At 70.0% G+C, this 17,494-nt stretch carries 13 protein-coding genes; 3 read left to right on the plus strand and 10 right to left on the minus strand.

What is annotated here, in order from left to right:
- The first annotated feature begins 72 nt into the window (after positions 1 to 72).
- Positions 73 to 651: a dihydrofolate reductase family protein gene (locus tag GA0070624_RS25880; protein WP_091345510.1), complete on the plus strand. Its 579-nt coding sequence runs from the start codon at positions 73 to 75 to the stop codon at positions 649 to 651.
- Between the two features lie 94 nt (positions 652 to 745).
- Here GA0070624_RS25880 and GA0070624_RS25885 read toward each other — a convergent pair whose 3' ends face one another.
- From GA0070624_RS25885 to GA0070624_RS25930, 10 genes are all read right to left on the minus strand, one after another.
- Complete coding sequence (locus GA0070624_RS25885; RefSeq protein WP_091345512.1) at positions 746 to 949, minus strand: hypothetical protein; 204 nt, start codon at positions 947 to 949, stop codon at positions 746 to 748.
- A gap of 395 nt (positions 950 to 1,344) precedes the next feature.
- A complete protein-coding gene (locus tag GA0070624_RS25890; protein WP_176731878.1) occupies positions 1,345 to 4,455 on the minus strand; it encodes a S8 family peptidase in 3,111 nt (1,036 codons plus the stop codon).
- Between the two features lie 540 nt (positions 4,456 to 4,995).
- Positions 4,996 to 5,736 (minus strand): SDR family NAD(P)-dependent oxidoreductase, encoded by a 741-nt coding sequence (locus tag GA0070624_RS25895; protein WP_176732051.1) that lies wholly within the window; start codon positions 5,734 to 5,736, stop codon positions 4,996 to 4,998.
- A gap of 541 nt (positions 5,737 to 6,277) precedes the next feature.
- Positions 6,278 to 7,120: a fumarylacetoacetate hydrolase family protein gene (locus GA0070624_RS25900; RefSeq protein WP_245719190.1), complete on the minus strand. Its 843-nt coding sequence runs from the start codon at positions 7,118 to 7,120 to the stop codon at positions 6,278 to 6,280.
- An 8-nt stretch (positions 7,121 to 7,128) separates the two neighbouring features.
- A complete protein-coding gene (locus tag GA0070624_RS25905; protein ID WP_091345520.1) occupies positions 7,129 to 8,181 on the minus strand; it encodes a mannonate dehydratase in 1,053 nt (350 codons plus the stop codon).
- Positions 8,178 to 9,035, minus strand: coding sequence for an SMP-30/gluconolactonase/LRE family protein (locus GA0070624_RS25910; protein ID WP_176731879.1), 858 nt, complete (start codon positions 9,033 to 9,035; stop codon positions 8,178 to 8,180). The genes GA0070624_RS25905 and GA0070624_RS25910 overlap by 4 nt, the downstream gene beginning before the upstream one ends.
- 77 nt (positions 9,036 to 9,112) lie before the next feature.
- Entirely contained in the window at positions 9,113 to 9,943 is an 831-nt protein-coding gene (locus GA0070624_RS25915) for an SDR family NAD(P)-dependent oxidoreductase (RefSeq protein WP_245718989.1), read from the minus strand.
- A 160-nt stretch (positions 9,944 to 10,103) separates the two neighbouring features.
- Positions 10,104 to 13,622 (minus strand): glycoside hydrolase family 38 N-terminal domain-containing protein, encoded by a 3,519-nt coding sequence (locus tag GA0070624_RS25920; RefSeq protein ID WP_091345524.1) that lies wholly within the window; start codon positions 13,620 to 13,622, stop codon positions 10,104 to 10,106.
- Complete coding sequence (locus GA0070624_RS25925; protein WP_091345526.1) at positions 13,619 to 14,620, minus strand: aldose 1-epimerase; 1,002 nt, start codon at positions 14,618 to 14,620, stop codon at positions 13,619 to 13,621. The genes GA0070624_RS25920 and GA0070624_RS25925 overlap by 4 nt, the downstream gene beginning before the upstream one ends.
- A 147-nt stretch (positions 14,621 to 14,767) precedes the next feature.
- Positions 14,768 to 15,244, minus strand: a complete 477-nt coding sequence (locus GA0070624_RS25930; protein ID WP_091345528.1) for a hypothetical protein — start codon at positions 15,242 to 15,244, stop codon at positions 14,768 to 14,770.
- A gap of 215 nt (positions 15,245 to 15,459) precedes the next feature.
- Between GA0070624_RS25930 and GA0070624_RS25935 the strand changes: the two genes are divergently transcribed.
- Both GA0070624_RS25935 and tnpB read left to right on the plus strand, forming a co-directional pair.
- Complete coding sequence (locus tag GA0070624_RS25935) at positions 15,460 to 16,035, plus strand: IS607 family transposase (protein WP_091345530.1); 576 nt, start codon at positions 15,460 to 15,462, stop codon at positions 16,033 to 16,035.
- Between the two features lie 26 nt (positions 16,036 to 16,061).
- Positions 16,062 to 17,489 (plus strand): IS607 family element RNA-guided endonuclease TnpB, encoded by a 1,428-nt coding sequence (gene tnpB / locus GA0070624_RS25940; RefSeq protein ID WP_245719191.1) that lies wholly within the window; start codon positions 16,062 to 16,064, stop codon positions 17,487 to 17,489.
- Positions 17,490 to 17,494: the final 5 nt, after the last annotated feature.

A 17,494-nucleotide genomic window follows, 5' to 3' on the forward strand; every position in this document is an offset into this window, starting at 1 on the left:
CGGGCGCCACTTTGCCGAGGTCGCGGTGTCGACATCAGTGGTAGCTGACCACGCCAACGAAGGAGAACCGAAATGGGAAAGATCGTCATCAGCGAGAACGTCTCGCTCGACGGAGTCATCCAGGACCCGACGGGTGAGGAGGGCTTCAGTCGCGGCGGCTGGTTCGGCCAGGTTGGGGACAAGGACCGCGAGGCGTGGGCCAAGGTCGAGCGCGACGAGGCGCTGGGCGCCGAGGCGCTGCTGCTGGGTCGACGGAGCTACGAGTGGTTCGCCGCGAGGTGGCCATCCCGGACTGGTGAGTGGGCGGATAGGTTGAACAGACTGCCCAAGTACGTCGTGTCCTCGACCCTCGAAGACCCCGACTGGAACAACTCGACCGTCCTGAAGGGCGACGTGGTGAACGAGGTCTCGAAGCTGAAACAGAGGGTAAACGGGGACATCGTCGTCTATGCCAGCGGCCAGCTCGTGCACACGCTGATCGAGCACGACCTCGTCAACGAGCTGCGGCTGATGATCTACCCGTTCGTGCTCGGGGCCGGCAAGCGCCTCTTCGGCGAGACCAGTCACAAGAAACCCATGCGCCTGGTCGACACCCGCACCGTCGGTGACGGCCTCGCCTCCCTCACCTACCAGCCCATCCGAGACGCCTAGTGACTAGCCACCGCTGTATCGACGTCGGCCGGCGAGCGCCTCCTTGGGTCACCGCACTCCGGGACGGTTTCCATGCCGCTGCCGTTGTCCAAGGTCACGTGTACGGATCTGCCGCTACCGCGCGCTGTAGCGCGGCGGCGTCCCAGCCCCCGACCGCGGCCAACTCCCACCTCATGAACGGCAGGAGCGCCAGAGCGACAACGAGCCCGATGGAGGCGACGATTCCGGTTCGCCGCAGGGCAGGGGCGTGCCAGCCCAGGCATCGGTGATACAACATCTCCGGGGGCATGCCGGTCATCGTCCGAGTGTCTCCCACCGCATCGCATGGCGTGCTCATCGCCGCGCACAGCGCCCGTTGGTCACCTGGATGGCCCACCGATCTAGCAATCGGCATGCCTCTGCGCCCGTCGAGCTGTGCGACTCGACTGCATGCGAGCGAATGGAACGTCCGCAACTGCCGCGACCCGCGCGTCACCGAGCGTAACCAGCTGACTAGGCAAGGCGTCCGGACGTGTCGATGTGGGCGCATTCGTCGCTGGTCACCGCGACCAGCGCCGTGGCGGGCACTACGGGCCAGGCCTGCCGACCTGTCCTGGCCAGCCTCGGTGTCCAGCTCGGCAGTGAGGTCGGCAGGCGACGCCAGGGTCCCAGGCCCGAGCGGCGTCATGAGCCGCTCGGACCTGGGTCGCGCGGTTATCGGTGCCGCACCTCATAGGCACGGTAGACGGTCTCCGTGACCTGGTTGCCGTCCTGGTCGGCCAGCGTGACGCGGAGCGCGACGTGCCCTGATGCGGACGGGTTGCGGACCATGACTTTGCCCAAGTTCCCCGCAGGCCCGGCGGTGACCGGCAGCGGCCGCCAGGTGCCGCCCTCGTCGAAGGACACCTCCGCCCGCTCCACCCGCGTGGCCCGGACGCCGCCGGTGGGCTGGCCGCCCACGCCGATTAGCACCGTGGTCGACGACCCGCTGACGGCCCGGTTGTACTCGTCGAGGCCGACGGCCGCCAGGCGGGGCACGATGAGCGGATTGGCGACATCCGACTCGGTGCCCGCGGCGGTGAACCGCCACTCGGTGTCGATCCTGTTCGACAGGGCCGAGAACGGCACGTCGCGGCTGACGCTCGCCCGCAGGGTGTACGTCGACTCCTGGGCCGGCAGCCCGTAGACGTAGCCCCACTGACTGGCCGGCCACTGGGTGATCTGCTGTCCGTCCCGACTGAGGGTGAGCGTGCCGGACGCGGGGCTGTAGCCGAAGGTGTGCGGCTCGGCGTCGACGAACCAGGGGATGCTCGGAATCGACATGAAGTCCTCCCGGCGCATCCCGGTCGTGGCGTCCAAGTTCGGCCCGAGGATCGCGTTGTTCCAGGTTTGCCCGCTCTCCTGGGCCAGGCTGACCGCCTTCGCCGGCGCGAAGATCCAGTTGTCCCCGATCCGGATGTCGCTCTCGTACCTGCCCGGCGAGCGGTACTCAGTCACGGTCGACGGATAGTTGACGGGGCCCTCGAAGGACAGTGTGGGCAGCCCGCCGTCGCTGACCATGCCGACCGAGGCGAATCCGCTGGAGGCGACGCCGGGTGCCTTGAAGTTCATGACGACTCGGGCGAGTTCCTCCTTGGCCAGGGTCCGCACCGGGTCGGTCGGGATGCCCTCGCGGACGTCGGCGACGCGGTAGTAGTACGGGCTCGGCGACTGCGCCGTCGATCCCTTCTTGTCGAAGACCGCCCGCGCGTTGTACATGACGGCAGGGTCGTCCAGCGGAAGCACGTAGTTGGCGCCCTCCAGGCCGAAGGCGCCGCCGTGCGCCAGACGCTTGCCCGCCACGGCGAGGGTGAGGTCCACGGACGTCACGACATGCTCGGCCGATCGGTCTGAGACATCGAGCCTGACCTGCTTACCGAGGCGGGCGTCGATGGTCACTGGCAGGACCGTCGTCTCGTCGGTGACGGTGATCGGCACGATCCCATAGGTGAAGGTGATGTCCTCCGGCCCACCCGGGTACACGCTCGTCAGCAGGTAGTGCCGGCCGGCGGGCAGCAGCGCCCGCGCCGCGCCCCCGACGACGGTCAACCAGGTCAACTCGCCGGTGGCGCCGTTCACCACGGCGACACCGCCGTCAGCGGGTTCACCGAGCCGGTTGATCAGGTTCACGGAGACGTCGTAGCGCGCCTCCTGGTGGTACGTCAGGGCGGTCTGCGCCACCTGGGTCCCCTCGATGGTGGCAGTGAGGGCGCCCAGGTGGTAGTCCTCGGTCTCACCCTGGCTGCCGACGGTGACCGTGACCGAGGCGCTGTCGCCGGCCGGCACCTCCAGCCGCGAGGTGCTCAGCGTGACCAGCGCGGTCGGTACCGAGGACACGGCCAGGTCGAGCACGACGGGCGCGGTCCCGTCGTTGCGGTAGCTGACCGTACGGGTGAGGGGGGCCGCCGGACGGGGCCACGGCTGGTTGACGTTGATGGCACCGACGCTCGGGGTGACCTGAGCGGCGATCGCCCGCGCGACGTCCACCCGGCCAGTCCCGTACCTGGTCGACGGCGTACCCGCCCAAGGGACCTTGGCCGCGGTGCTCATCAGGGCCGCCTTGAGCTGCTGACCGGTCCAGTCGGGGTGCTGCTGGGCCAGGATCGCCGCTGCCCCGGCGACGTGCGGGGTGGCCATCGAGGTGCCGCTGAGGGTCCCGTAGCCGCCGCCGGGGACCGCCGCGGTGATGTTCACGCCCGGGGCGCTGATCTCCGGCTTGAGCGCGGAGTCACCGCCGCGGGGACCGCAACTGGAGAAGCTGGCGACGTAGTCGTTCTGGGCGACCGCGGCCACGCTCAGCGCTGTGTCGGCAGTGCTCGGTGAGCCGACCGGGTGGACGCCGTACCCGCAGCCGCCGTTGCCCGCCGCGATGACGAAGAGCGCCCCGGTCTGGGCCGACAGGTCGTTCACCGCGGCCTCAAGCGGATCGACACCGGGCGTGTCGACGCCGCCGAGGCTCATGTTGATGACCTTGGCATGCACCTCGGTGGCTGCCCACTGCATCCCGGCGAGAATCGCCGACCAGGGGCAGCCGTCCTCGCTGCAGACCTTGCCCTCGGCCAGCTTCGCGCCGGGCGCCACACCCTTGCGCAGCCCGTCGGAGGCGGCGCCACTGCCAGCGATGGTCGAGGAGACGTGGGTGCCGTGTCCGACGTGGTCGTCCATGGTGCCCTCGCCGACGAAGTCGGCGGACGCGACGACCGCGTCCGTGAGGTCGGGGTGGTCGAGGTCGTAGCCGGTGTCGAGGACCGCGACGGTGACGCCGGAGCCGGTGAGTCCCGCCTGCCATGCGGTGGGGGCGCCGATCTGCGGCACGCTGTGGTCCAGCGAGACTCTCATCTTGCGGTCCAGCCAGAGCTTGCCGAGGTCGCCGCGCAACCGGTGGGCGGACTTCTCGCCGCCGGTGACCGCACGCCACATGCGGCCGGTGTTCGTCGGCGTCACCCGCACCGCGTTCAACCCGAGTCGGGGCAGGGTGCGGGTGGTCCGGGCGGTGTCGGCGAGCAGGGCTCGCACCTGGTCGGACCGCGCCGCCGTGGTCGCCTTGCCGTACTGAGCGAGAAGTGGCAGGTCGCCGCCGACGGTGGAGGCGTTGTCGATCAGCGCGCCCAGGTCGAACAGCTGGGGGTCCAGGTGGTCGGTAGCGAGCAGAGTCAGCGCGTCGGAGGGGATGACGGAGACGGAGCCGTCGCCGGAGGACCGGGTCAGGAACGTGATGTCCTGGCGTCCGGGGCCGGGGGTGACGCGGTACGAGGTGATGCCCCTCCGCCCGCGGGTGACCGCCACCGTATCTCCGGTGACCAGGGCGACCGCGTGGTGTTCGAGGCGTTGCCGCGCAGGGTCGGACGCGGTGGCCGGCTGCGGTGAGGCGAGCGCCGATGATGGGGGCACGGCGGCCAGAGCGGCTATCCCTACCACCGCAAGGGCACCGGCTGCCGCCCTACGGACGGCGTGCCGGGGTAACCGGAGAAGATGCACAGACATCGACCCTCTTCTTGAGCTGACTATTCGGGCCATCGTGGAGATGAGCTCGGCAGAGTGTCACACTTGGCACCACCCGGGGCTAGATCACTTTGCGGCGTAGATGCGCCCTGGCACAGGTGCGCCACCCTGGTTCGGTTGCACCGCACGCATGTCTGCGGCGTTTGCCGCCACCGCCATGGCGATCTGACCTCGGACCGATACAGGTTCAACGCGTTCGACGATCCAGTAAACGCAACGCCGCCCGTGTCAGACCCCGCGCTACCGCCCAACGCCAGGTCACCGTCGAGCGCTGATGCTGCTAACCGCACCTCATGGGCAGACACCCGCATTGGCCCTCGTCCATCACCTCGGGAGGCGTAGTCCGTGCATGCCGCCGTCCACGGCCAACGCGGAGCCGGTCGTGGCAGCGGCCGCCGGCGACGCCAGGTAGTGCACCGCGTCGGCCACCTCCTCAGCCGTGACAAGCCGGCCCGTCGGCTGCCGCGCCTCCAGCCGGCGCCGCTCCCCGTCCGGGTCCGCGGACGTGGCGAGCAGCCGGGCGACCCACGGGGTGTCGACAGTGCCGGGGCACACACAGTTGACGCGGATGCCGTCGGCCACCAGGTCGGCGGCCATGGCCAGCGTCATGGCGTGTACGGCGCCCTTGGTCGCCGAGTACAGGACCCGGTTGGGCAAGCCAGCGAAGGCGACGACCGACGAGATGTTCACGATGGCCGCGTGGGCAGAGTTGCGCAGGTACGGCAGGGCCGCCCGACTGACCCGAGCGACCCCGACGATGTTGACATCGAGCACCCGGTGCCATTCGGCGTCGTCGTTGGCGTCGACCCCTCCGACGGCGCTGACGCCCGCGTTATTGACCACGATGTCCACCCCGCCGAACGCGGCGGCGACCAAATCCAGCGCCGCCTCGACGGACGTGGCGTCGGCCACGTCGGCGTGCACGGGCAGCACCCGGTCGTCGGTCCGGTCGCCCGCGGTCACGTCCAGCGCGGCCACCCGCGCGCCGGCATCCACGAACCGACGCACGCATGCGGCGCCGATGCCCGATGCGCCGCCGGTAACAACCGCCACCAGACCATGCATTGTGCTCACCTAATGGCTCCCATCGTTGGTAAGGCGAGGTAACGGTCATCGCCACGCGGCGTCATATGGATCTCGGAAGCGGTCGAACCTCTCGGCGCCGATCCCGGCGGAGTACCGGTAGCGGTCGGCGCGACGTAGTGGCCGTCGCGGATCACCACCGGGTCGACGAAAGGTTTCGCAGGCGCTCGATGTACCTGCGCAGCCCGACGCCCGCCAGCAGCCTGTCGTCCGGGCTGGTCGGCTCCTCGCTCCACCACCGTCGTCCAGGCGAGGACGCGCAGCCATTCCACCGCGCGGACCGACGTGCCAGCGCTGGTCGGTGTCCACGCCGATGCGCGCGTGCCGGACCATTCCGTCCCGGGCGCCGCGCATCCAACGCCCATCCTCGGCCAGGTTGGCGCCCACCTTGAGCTTGCCGTCCGCGACCGCGCGCCGGAGCCGGATGAGCTTCCGGGGCCGGGTTCCTCGCGTCTGACCCGTGGACCTCTGCGGAGGCCAGGTAACGTAGGCGACGAGGTGGATCGTGGCGAGCTCATCGTGCTCACGCCTGCCGGCAGGTGTTGCGTTGCCGGCCTAGGCCGGCCACCTCGACCTCTACGACATCACCCGGGCGTAAGTAGCCGAAGCGGCCCGACAGCGCCACCCCCTGCGGCGTCCCGGTGTTGATCACATCGCCTGGCTCCAGCACGGTGAACTGGGACAGGTGCCACACCAGGTGCGCCACCTCGAACACCATGTCCTTGGTGGAGGAATCCTGGCGCGGCTCGCCGTTGACCCAGCTGCGCAGCGGAAGGTCCTGCGGGTCGCCGACCTCATCGGGGGTGACCAGCCACGGTCCGAGCGGGTTGAACGTCTCGCAGCTCTTGCCCTTGGACCATTGCCCGCCGGAGCGGTCAAGCTGGAACTCCCGCTCGGACAAGTCGTTCGATGTGGCATACCCGGCCACGCAGGTCAGCGCATCATCGGGGGTGTCGAGATAGCGGGCGCGAGCACCGATCACAACGGCCAGCTCCACCTCCCAGTCGGTTCGCGTCGAACCGCGCGGGATCACCACGTCGTCGTACGGCCCCACAAGGGTGTTGGGTGCCTTGTAGAAGATGACCGGTTCGGCCGGAGGGGCGGCGCCAGACTCGGCCGCGTGCGCGGCGTAGTTCATACCGATGCACAGCACGACGCCCGGCCGCGCCACCGGGGCGCCGACGCGCAGGCCGGAGACGTCCACCTCCGGCAGCCGGCCCGACTGGTAGGCGGCGCGGACCCGCGCCACACCGCCCGTGGCGAAGAATTTGCTGTCCAGGTCCGCCGTAACCGGCGTCAGGTCATGGTGCCGGCCGTCATCTCCGACGAGCACCGGGTGTTCGTGGCCGGCCGGGCCCACCCGCATCAGCTTCATCAGCTCTCCTGTCCGGCGGGTAGCCGTCCGCAAGCCGTGAGGATGCCCTGAAGGTAGCCAATCGCGTGGGCGCGCCCGCGGCTGCAATAGGCGGCGGACGAGGTGTCGCCCCACGTGTCGAGATCGTCGGTCATAGCCGGGGTATGGTCGTCGATGATGAAGCCGTCGAAGCCGACCGACGCGAGCCGGGCCATCACGGCGGCCGGGTCGAGGTTCCCCTCGCCGAGGAAACACTCCGTGAATGCGGGCACGGTGCCGTTCACGTCGCGGAAGTGGACGTAGCTGATCGCGTTCGCACGACCGAAGTAGTCGATCACCTCGTCGACGCTGCGGTGTCCGTCCATCTCGGACACCGTGCCGAGGCAGAGGTTGAGGCCCCACGCCGGGCTGCCGTTGGCCCGCCGGTGACCCTCCTCGAGGGCGGCCGGGGTGGTGAAGATGCGCGCGGCGCCGCCGAGCGGGGCGTCGACCGGCGGGTCGTCGGGGTGCAGGGCGAGTCGGACGCCGGCCTCTTCGGCGACTGGTAGCACGGCATCGAGGAAGTACTGGTAGTTGGCCCACATCTGCTCGGCGGTGATCGGCGGTTCGATCGGTTCGCTGGGTGTCAGCTTGTAGCTGGCCAGGGCGTTGCCGGCGCCAACGTCGGCGAGGTCGAACGCGGTGACGCGGGCGCCGCCCCGGCCGGCGGCACGCATGTCGGTGCGCCACACGTAGGTCGTGATGAAGTGGTAGCCGAGCAGGAAGATCCCGGCCCGGGCCAGGTTACGGATCGTGCGCTGGTAGTTTTCGATCTGCTCGTCCCGCCCGGCCGCGCCGCGCTGGATCTTGTCAAAGAGGGCTGCCGGAACGTTCTCCAGCCCTTCGATGGTCAGGCCGTCGCGTGCGCAGCGGTCCTGCAGCGCCCGCAGGTCTGGGTATGTCCAGTAGCCGGCGTCACTCGGGAGGTTGCTGGGGGCGTGCAGTTGCACGCTGGTCAAACCGAGCTGTCGGGCGAACGCCGCGGTCCGGTCGTCGTAGGTGTCGATGTGGCCGAGGGCGATGCGCATGCTCATGGCCGTGTCCCTTTCTCGCGGAACGGGCCCAGCGGGAGCCCGGTGGCCCCGGTTTCGACGGCGGACAGGTGCCAGCGGCCGAGGTTGGCCGCGATCAGGGTGCCGCCGAGGAACGCCACGTTCGTGGGGTGGCACAACTCGTGGGCGCCCGGGTCCCGCGCCAGGACCGACACGGCGCCGCCGGGGGCGACGACCAGGATCTGGCTGGGCTCGTAGCAGGCGACGTAGAGGTTGCCGTCGGTGTCCAGCGCAAGCCCGTCGGGCAGCGCCTCGCCCAGCCGCGCGAGAACGCGTCGCGCACCGGGCGCACCGTCGGCGGTGATGTCGATCGCCGTGACGCGGTGACCCCAGGTCTCGGCCACGTACAGGGTGCGGCCGTCCGCGGACAGGGCCAACCCGTTGGCAAAGTCGAACGGCCCGGTATGCCACAGCACCCCAGCGCCGTCCGGCTCGAGCCGGGCGATGCCCGGGCCCGGTACGTGCGGCGTGCCGCTGTCGGACACGTACAGTCGCCCAGCCGTGTCGAACACTGGATAGTTGGGGTTGACGAAGCGGTGGCCCGGCACGCCGTCAGCGAACGTGTCGACCTGGCCAGTGACCGTGTCCAACCGCATCACCGCCGCGTGGGCCGCGTCGCACACGAAGACGTGTCCCGCGGCGTCCAACGCCAGGCCGAGACAGAACCCGCCCGTCGACGCGACCTGCTCCAACCGGCCGTCTGCCAGACGGTAGATCTGGCCCTGCTCGCCGCCGCACCACAGCGTCCCGTCCGGGGCTACTGCCACACCCTCCGCGTGGTCCAACCGCGGTTCGGTGAACAGACCGTCGAAATAGATCCGTACGTCAGTGGTCATGACTCCCGTCCCGAAGGTGTTGGAGATCCGGCTCGACCCAGCCACCGGCTCGTCTACTGTCAGTTCCAGTCCCGTCGTCATTCGGGCAGCGCCACGGCCAGGTTGGCGAGCAGTCCTCCGTCGACCCGGATTTCCGCGCCGGTGACGAAGCTGGCCCGCGGACCGGCCAGGAACGCGATGACCTCGGCCACCTCGTCGGCGCGGGCGACCCGGCCCAGCGGGTGGCTGGCCCCCCAATCCCGCAGGACGTCATCTTCGGCGCGGCCGTTGCCGAACTGCCGGGCCGAACGACGGAGCATCGGCGTGTCGACGGAACCCGGTGAAACCACATTCACCCGGATGCCGTCGGCCGCATGGTCGATGGCCATCGCCCGGGTTAGTGCGACGATGCCGCCCTTGCTGGCGGAGTACGCCGCTACCCCCTTCTGGGTCGCGTGGGCCTGCACCGAGGCGACGGCGACGATGGCGCCGCCGCCCCGCTCCCGCATCCTGGGTACGGCGTGGTGCGCGGCGAGGTACAGGCCGCGTAGGTTAACGGCGATGACCTCGTCGAACCCGGAGGCGGTGGTGTCTACGACGGTGCCGTACCGCTGGATGCCCGCGCAGTACACCAACACGTCCAGCCCGCCGAACCGGCCCGCTGCGGTAGCGCACAACCGGGCCATGTCGTCATCGTTGCGCACGTCGCCCACGTCGCCGTCCACCACGGCCCCCTGGGCGCCCAGCCGGTCCACGACAGCCTTCACATCATCGGCCTCGTGCCCGCCGATGACGACCGCCGCGCCGGCGCTCGCTAGCCGAAGCGCGGTCGCGGCGCCGATGCCGGTAGACCCGCCCACCACGACCGCTACCTTGCCGGCAAGGTCGCCGGCGTACACCATGTCGCCATCCCCCATCCGTTCACCCATGCCGTCCTCCTCGTCATTCGGCGGTTATCCCCGTCCACGACCGACCGCCCTGGAAAGTGATCACCGGACCAGTCGGTGGGCGGACATGGCACCTTTCGATCAGTCGTGACGTCCGTTTCCGTCGGCGGTCACCGTGAGGGTGAGTGCGCTGCTTCGAGACTCACCCGGCTCGACCCGGAAGCGGTGGTTCACACGCCGGCTCCTTCAGCGCGACGGTGACGACTTCGTACGGGCGCAGGGTGACGGCTACGGTGCCGTCCGCCCCGACGGGTAGCGACTCGATCGGTTCTTCGGTCGCGGTGCAGCGCAGCGCGACGGCCCCCGGGCCGGTATGTGGGTGCCGGACAGATGCGGTGGCGGCGGTGCCGGCGAGCTCGCGGAGCCGGACCACGATGCCGTTCGCCCTGCGGCCGGCGAAGACCGAGGCGTCCACGTTGGGCGGCAGGGCGGCGTCGAGAAGGGCGCCGGCGGCGGGCCGTCGCGGTGTGCTATCGCCCTTGTCCAGCCACGTGACCAGGTTGGCCAACACCGGCGCGCGCAGGTCGCGGCCGAGTCGCCAGGCGGCAACCGGGTCGTACGTGGACAGCGGTGTGAACGCGTATCGCAGGATGACCGTGCCGTCCTGGCTGGCCGGCGTGTTTGTCCACCAGTAGTTGTTCATGACCCAGGACAGGACCACGCCGCTCGGGGTGGCGGTGCGTGGCCACCGACCACGCACGATGTCGCCGAGGGTGAACAGCGGCGCGTCGGCGCTTGCCCAGGCCACGCAGAGGTCCGGGCCGGCAACGGTGACGGCGTCCTGCGCCGTGAACCACTCGTTGCAGGCGCCGGGCTGGTGATCGCGGGCGGGGTCGACCCAGCCCTGCTGCCGGTCGTACCGCACGATCGGATCGGGCACGGCGAACGGGAACGCGACGTACACCGACTCCTTCGCCAGCTCAGCCTCCTTGACCAGAGTGACCGTGAGGTCAATGCGGTCACTGTCGTCGTGCAGTCGCAGCGTCGTACGCACCACAGGCAGGCTCGGCGCAGCGCCGACCGCGCTGATCTCCCAGCCCCAGGGCAGACGGCGGGCCCCCTCGGCCCGCATCGCCGCCGCGTTGACTGTCAGCTGTGGTGGGGGCAGGGTCGGGTCGATGTCGTTGAGGGAGGTAGCTTCGTCGCCCAGCCCACGCCTGCTGGCGGTGCCGCCACCGGTCACGTGTAGCACGTCGCCGAGCGCCCAGCCATGGCTCGGGTCGAGCAGCTCCCGGTCGAGTCGGTGGTGGCGCAGGCTGGTCGGCCGGCCGGTGTCCGGGTCGAATTCGACCCGGTAGCGCGGCGTATCCAGAGTGGACGGCACGGGGTGGGCCGTGACCTCACGGGATGGCACAGTGTCACGACGCACGGCGTACGTCGCATAACCGAAGCCGGGCAGCGAGCCGGTGCGCACCCGGACGACCCCGGGCGCGGAGCCGAGCCGGATCGCGGGTAGCGGGGTGCCATCGAGCGTCTCGACGCGCTCGTCGGCGGCCAGCTCCACCTCGATCTCAACGTTCCGCGCGAAGCTGGCCGGGTTCGCGACCACCAGCGCGGGGCCGTCGGTGGGCACGAGCTCGGCCAGTTGGGACAGTGCTCGCCGGGCCTCGTCGGTCGCGATGCGCAGCCCTTCGTCGATCTGGCCGATCTTCCAGTCGCGCTGGTCGATCACATCCGCCGAGTGTGGGCGGATGGTCGCATGGGCCGCGGTCCAGGTGTGCTCGCAGCCGAGCAGCAACCGGCGCCAGCCCTCGTCGAGGGTGGACAGGTCTGGGCGTACGGTCGGATCTGCCGCCGCGACCAGCGCGGACATGGCCTCGGCCGCAGGCATGAGGGCTTGCGCGCGACGATAGCGGGCGATCGCAGCGGCCTGCGTGCCGACGCCGTCCTCCCAGTAGCTGCCGCCGTCGCCCTCGAGTACCGGCAGCCGGTCGGCGAGCGGGCGAATGGCGTCGAGATAGTCGGCGATGGTGCTGAAGCGCAGTCGGGGATAGGCGTACCGGGCATTCCACCGCTCGACCAGGTCGGCGTATCCGTCGGCGACGTCCTCGTTGTCAGCGTGCGTGCCAACGATCGGCAGGTCGTGCGGGACATAGTCGGGTCGGTCGTAGCGGGCCGCGTAGCGCGGGAGTGACGCGGACATGCCCGCGAGCGACGGCGGGTCCGCGCACATGAAGCGCAGTTGAGAGTACGAGTCGGAGAAGTACGCGACCACCTCGGCGCCGTCCGGGCCGCGCCAGCGAACAGGCGAGAGCAGGTGCAGGGTGTCGCTGTCCGGGTTCCCGCCGCGGGTGTGGTTGGCGATGCCGAAGAAGCCGGCCAGCCCAAGCGCGGCGACGATCGACGGGATCGCCTGCGGGTACGACGGCACGTCGGTGAGGTTGGCCGTGCGCATCGGCAGGCCCAGGTCACGGCCGAGCTGGGCGGAGAGGTAGGCCGCCCGGTAACACTCCTCGAGGCTCGCCACGCCGGCGAGGAACAGGGCGTAGAACGCGTTGACGCCGACCTGGCCCGCGCGGATCGCCTCGAGTGCCGCGGCTGTGGGCGCCTCGGTACGGGACCGCAGGAAGGTCTCCAGGATCATGCTGCCGTCGATCGTGAACGCATAGTCGGGTGTGCGGCGCAAGATCCCGGTCACCCGATCGATGTTGCGGTTGTGCAGCTCGATGACCTTCGCCTGGTTGTCGGTGTAGCCGACGTCCAGGTGCACGTGAGGGATCAGATGCAGCGTCCAGCGCCGTGCGGGGCGGAACGGCGTCCAGGGCAGCTCGACCCGGCGGCCGTCGAGGTCGAGCGTGGCGTGGGCATCGATCTCGGTGTCGGTGTCGGTGTCGAATCGGGCGGGCACGGCGAACCTGATCCGGATGTCGCCGAAGTCGATGCCCTCCACCGGAGATGACAGCTCGTGGGAGCCGACCCGCAGGGCGGCGGTGCCCGCGGCGAACCCGTGCGGAGTGGTCAGGTCCAGGTCGACCAGCTCGAAGAGGTCGCCGTCGCGTTCGACGTACAGCGGGGTGGGGCGAAGCCGCAACGTCGGTTCAGCAGGTGTGGTGCCGGCGGCGAGCGAGAGTCCCCGCCAGGACAGTGCGCTGCCGAACCACACCCCCAGATGCGGCAGATGTGGCCGCGTCTTCGTGAGGTCGGGCTCGACCTCCTCCGGGCAGTGCGTGGTCAGGATGATCTCGTTCCGGCCGGCCCGGATGAGCCCGGGCCGCAGCGGGACGACCCGGTCGATCGGCCCTGAAATCGGCGAGGGCGGCATCGGCGCGTGGGCCCGGTCGTCGCGTACCGGGTCGAGCAGCACCAGACCGCGCCGGCCGTTGACCGTGACGATCAGATCCGGGCAGGGCCCGTGGCTGGCCAGCGCATGTAGGTGCAGGTCATGCCAGAGCTCCTCGGAGCCGGCCGGAGCGTCGAACCGGATCGTCGCGTCCGCGGGCTGCCAGCCGTGTCCGGCGTCAAGTGGGCCCGGCTGGACCGCCGGCCAGTGCGTCGAGGCGTCGCTGCGGCCGATCTCGAAGACGGGACCTCGCTCGGCCGGGTCCGGTCTGTCCACTGGGGAGTACGGCGAGGGCCGCGCGTCGGTGCCGGCGTACCAGTGATCGGCGAACTGACGCGGGCCGGCAGCCGGGTCGCCGAGCTGCCAGAGTCGCCTACTCATGCCAGCTCCCGCACGGTGACGGTGACGGACGCGGTCCGCGTCTCACCGGGGGCGAAGACGACCTGGGTGCCCGTGTTGGCCCGTACGGCTGCGATGCCCTGGCCGGGGAAGCTCGTTGCCGGCTCGATTGCCAACACGTAGGCGCTGCGATACCACGGGAATCCCGCGCCGCCACCCGCCTCCAGCCAGTACCACGCGTGCGGCAGGGTCGCCGCGTCCCAGTCCACCTCGACGGCCAGGCCCAGGCGCGGGTTGCGGATCGCCGCGTGACCGCGGGTGAAGTCGGTGAGGTAGCCCATCCGGTCGACGCCTGCGTCGGGTGCCGGGATGCGGGTCAGGTCAACGGTCCCGCCGCCCCGGCCGGGGACGTGGGGCCATGTGGCGCGGACGCCGAGCGCGAGGTCGCCGCTCGGCGTGTCGCGCCGGTCATCGACAACGAACGTGCCGGCGGTCGCCTCGATGAGCGTGTCGGGCCCGATCAGCGGCGCCCCGAAGGCAGGGTGTTGGCTCCACATCGCCTCAATGGGTTCGCCGCCGACGTTCGTGATGGTTTCGCTGACGCTCAACCGGTCAGCGTCCAGGACGACTCGCTTGACGATCTCGAATGGGCTGCGTACGAGCCGGGCGCGCAGCTCGACGCCGCAGCCGCCACCGGCGCCGTTTACGGGCGTCCAGTCGAACGGTGTCAGCCAAGCCTCGCCGTGCATGCCCCAGGCGACGCCGTGTTCGGTGACCGCGTCGCCGCCGTTAGGGAAGACGGTTTGCCAGCCGCCCGGGTACGCCTCGATCAGTCGGGCCACGTCGTGCTCGCTCGTCGTGACGGCGCCGCGAGCGCGCAGCCCCCATGGCGACTGCCACAGCAACTCGGTTGCCGTGCCAAGCCACTGCAGCGACAGGACATCGCCACCCTTGCCGGGCAGGACCTCGGCGGCCAGCAGATCAGAGCCGAGCCGGACGATCTCCCACCCGCGCCGTTCCACGACGTCGAGCCGTCTCACCGTCGCGCCTCCTGCTGTCCGCTGCTGGCTCTTGGGCGGTCACCGTAACCCGCTCCGACAACGTTGTCTAGACCCGGTCCGCCTCGTGATCAGAGCGTCCCCCCTGGTCGTTAGGACGGCATGACGGACGCTCTGATCACGGAGGAACTAGTCGGTGCCTTGGCGGTCCTGCCGCAGGTACGCGGTGCCGTGCGTGAACGTCCGGATCTCGAACGTATGGCCCGCACGGCCCTCCCACGCGAACGGCACGATCATGAACTCATAGTGGTTGGCCTGTTGGAAGTCGTGCCGGAAGATCTGCCGCACAGCGATGATCTGGCCCGCCGTCGCGTCGTATACGTCGATCGTCGCCACGAGATCGTTGCCGGCCGTGACGTTGTCGATCGCGAGCTTGACCACGCCGGTGTTCCAGTCGGGCACGACGTTGTTGTTGTACGGCCCGTACGCGAGAAACCCCGGCCCGTCGGACGTGTTCGCCGACCAGCCGTCCCCGTCGGGGCGACCCACCTGGTGGTACGGCATCGACTCGGTTTCGAACATCAGCCCCCACCCGCCGTTGGTCTCGTTGGAGACCTTGGCGCGACGGGTTACGCTGCCGAACTGGCCGATACTGCGGTAGTACACCCACCGCTCCCCGCCTAGGCTGAGGAATGCGGGCCCGTCGTTACCGAACCCGCTCTCTGGAGCGAGCGCCGGGTTCTGCCGGTAGTTCGACCAGGGGCCGGACGGGTTCGGTGCCCGGGCGAGCCCGCTCGACCACTGCGCGGTCTCAAAGGGGGCTAGCAACTGCTCCCGATTGCATGGGCAATCATAGTCGCATGTAGTCGTATCATGTCCGTGTGAAGCTCTCAGACTGGGCGCGCCAGCAGGGCGTGACCTATCAGACCGCCTGGCGGTGGGTGAAGGACGGCAAGATGCCCGTCCCTGTCCGTCAGGCGCCGTCTGGTACGTGGATCGTGGAGGAGGCGCCGGCCGCGGCCGGCCGGGTGGTCGTCTACTGCCGAATTTCCTCCAGTGATCAGAAGAGCGACCTGGACCGCCAGACCGCACGGGTCGTGGAGGGGGCAAACGCTCAGGGCTTCGCCGTGGCGGAGATCGTGACCGAGGTCGGCTCGGGCCTGAACGGCAAGCGCCGCAAGCTACATCGCATCCTCGCCGATCCGGCTGTGGCCGTGATCGTGGTTGAGCACAAGGATCGGCTGGCCCGGTTCGGCGTGGAGCAGCTGCAAGCCGCGCTCGCTGCGACCGGGCGCCGTCTGGTGATCATCGACCCGGAAGAGTCCACAGACGACCTGGTCAAGGACATGGCCGACGCGCTGACGTCGATGTGTGCCAGGCTGTACGGACGGCGGGCGGCGAAGAACCGCGCCGCACGCGCTTTGGCCGCCGCGACCGCCGCGGAACCGTCGGTGTGAAGAAGTTCCAGCCGCGGTCTGGTTTCGTGGTCCAGGCGTTGCGTTTCGCGTTGGACCCGAACGTCACGCAAGAGCAGCGGCTGCGGTCGCACTGCGGGGCGGCTCGTGCCGCCTACAACTGGGCCGTCTCCTGGGTGGTGGCGTCGTGGTGGCAGCGGAAGGCGGAGGCGTCGTACGGCATCGGCGAGGAGGAGTTGACGCCGTGGCGGCCGTGGTCGCTGCCGGCGTTGCGGAAGGTGTTCAACGAGGTCAAGAAGACTGACCCGCGTTTTGCTGACTGGTGGGGGGAGAACTCCAAGGAGGCGTACAGCACGGGCCTGGCGAACGCGGCGGCGGCGTTCGACAACTACGCCACGTCCAAGCGTGGGCAGCGTCAGGGCAAGCGCGTGGGGATGCCTCGGCAGAAGTCCAAGCACAAGGCCCGGCTCGCCTGCCGGTTCACCACCGGCACCATCCGGGTAGAGCCGGACCGGCGGCACGTCACGCTGCCACGGCTCGGGACGATCCGCACCCACGAGTCCACCCGCAAGCTGCAACGCCGCATCGCGAACGGTACCGCCCGCATCCTGTCCGCCACGGTCAGGTTCGAGCGGGGCCGGTGGTTCGTCTCCTTCCAGGTCGAGATCCAGCGTGCCGCCGACCGCGCTGCGGCGCGCCCAGACGTGGCGGCAGGTGTGGACCTGGGCGTGAAGTGCCTCGCGGTGATCGCCGACAGCCAGGGCACGGTGCGGTTCGTGCCGAACCCGGCGCACTACGACGGCGCGCTCACGCAGCTCAAGCGGCTCTCCCGGCGGCTGGCCCGCCGCCGGGGGCCGGACCGGCGCACCGGACAGGAGCCGTCCGGGCGGTGGCTCGCCGCGAACACCGAGCGCAACCGCGTGCACCACCGGGTGGCGAATCTACGCGCTGATGCCCTGCACAAACTCACCACCGGCATCACCGCCGAATACGGCAGCGTCGTGGTCGAAGACCTCAACGTGGCCGGCATGCTCCGCAACCGGCGCCTGGCCCGCAAGATCGCCGACGCCGGGTTCGCAGAGATCCGCCGCCAGATCGCCTATAAGACCGACTGGACGGGCGGCACCACCGTGGTCGCTGACCGCTGGTACCCGTCTTCCAAAACCTGCTCGAACTGCGGCGCCGTGAAAGCCAAGCTGCCGCTGCACGTCCGAGTCTTCATCTGCGACGCCTGCGATCTGGTCATTGACCGGGACGAGAACGCAGCCCGCAACCTCGCCGCCCTCGCGGCGGCAGTAACAACGGGTACCGGAGTGGCCGGAGACCCGGGCGTGCCAGCGCCGAAACCGCGTGAAGCCGACCAGAAGACCCGCGCCACCACCCGTAGCCGCAAGGCCACGGGTGGGCGGGCAGGTGGCGCAACCCTGCCACACCAACGGCAGCAGGAAACGCGAGACCGTCATCAGGACACCGAAACGCAACACGCACTCCGGTGACACCG

This window comes from Micromonospora rhizosphaerae (assembly GCF_900091465.1).
Classification (GTDB): Bacteria; Actinomycetota; Actinomycetes; order Mycobacteriales; family Micromonosporaceae; genus Micromonospora; species Micromonospora rhizosphaerae.

What these genes read in the sequence shown, in the direction of transcription:
- GA0070624_RS25880 (WP_091345510.1), top strand. Translation starts at nt 73, where the DNA reads ATGGGAAAGATCGTCATCAGCGAGAACGTCTCGCTCGACGGAGTCATC.
- GA0070624_RS25885 (WP_091345512.1), bottom strand. Translation starts at nt 949, where the DNA reads ATGACCGGCATGCCCCCGGAGATGTTGTATCACCGATGCCTGGGCTGG.
- GA0070624_RS25895 (WP_176732051.1), bottom strand. Translation starts at nt 5,736, where the DNA reads ATGCATGGTCTGGTGGCGGTTGTTACCGGCGGCGCATCGGGCATCGGC.
- GA0070624_RS25900 (WP_245719190.1), bottom strand. Translation starts at nt 7,120, where the DNA reads ATGCGGGTGGGCCCGGCCGGCCACGAACACCCGGTGCTCGTCGGAGAT.
- GA0070624_RS25905 (WP_091345520.1), bottom strand. Translation starts at nt 8,181, where the DNA reads ATGAGCATGCGCATCGCCCTCGGCCACATCGACACCTACGACGACCGG.
- GA0070624_RS25910 (WP_176731879.1), bottom strand. Translation starts at nt 9,035, where the DNA reads ATGACCACTGACGTACGGATCTATTTCGACGGTCTGTTCACCGAACCG.
- GA0070624_RS25915 (WP_245718989.1), bottom strand. Translation starts at nt 9,943, where the DNA reads ATGGGTGAACGGATGGGGGATGGCGACATGGTGTACGCCGGCGACCTT.
- GA0070624_RS25920 (WP_091345524.1), bottom strand. Translation starts at nt 13,622, where the DNA reads ATGAGTAGGCGACTCTGGCAGCTCGGCGACCCGGCTGCCGGCCCGCGT.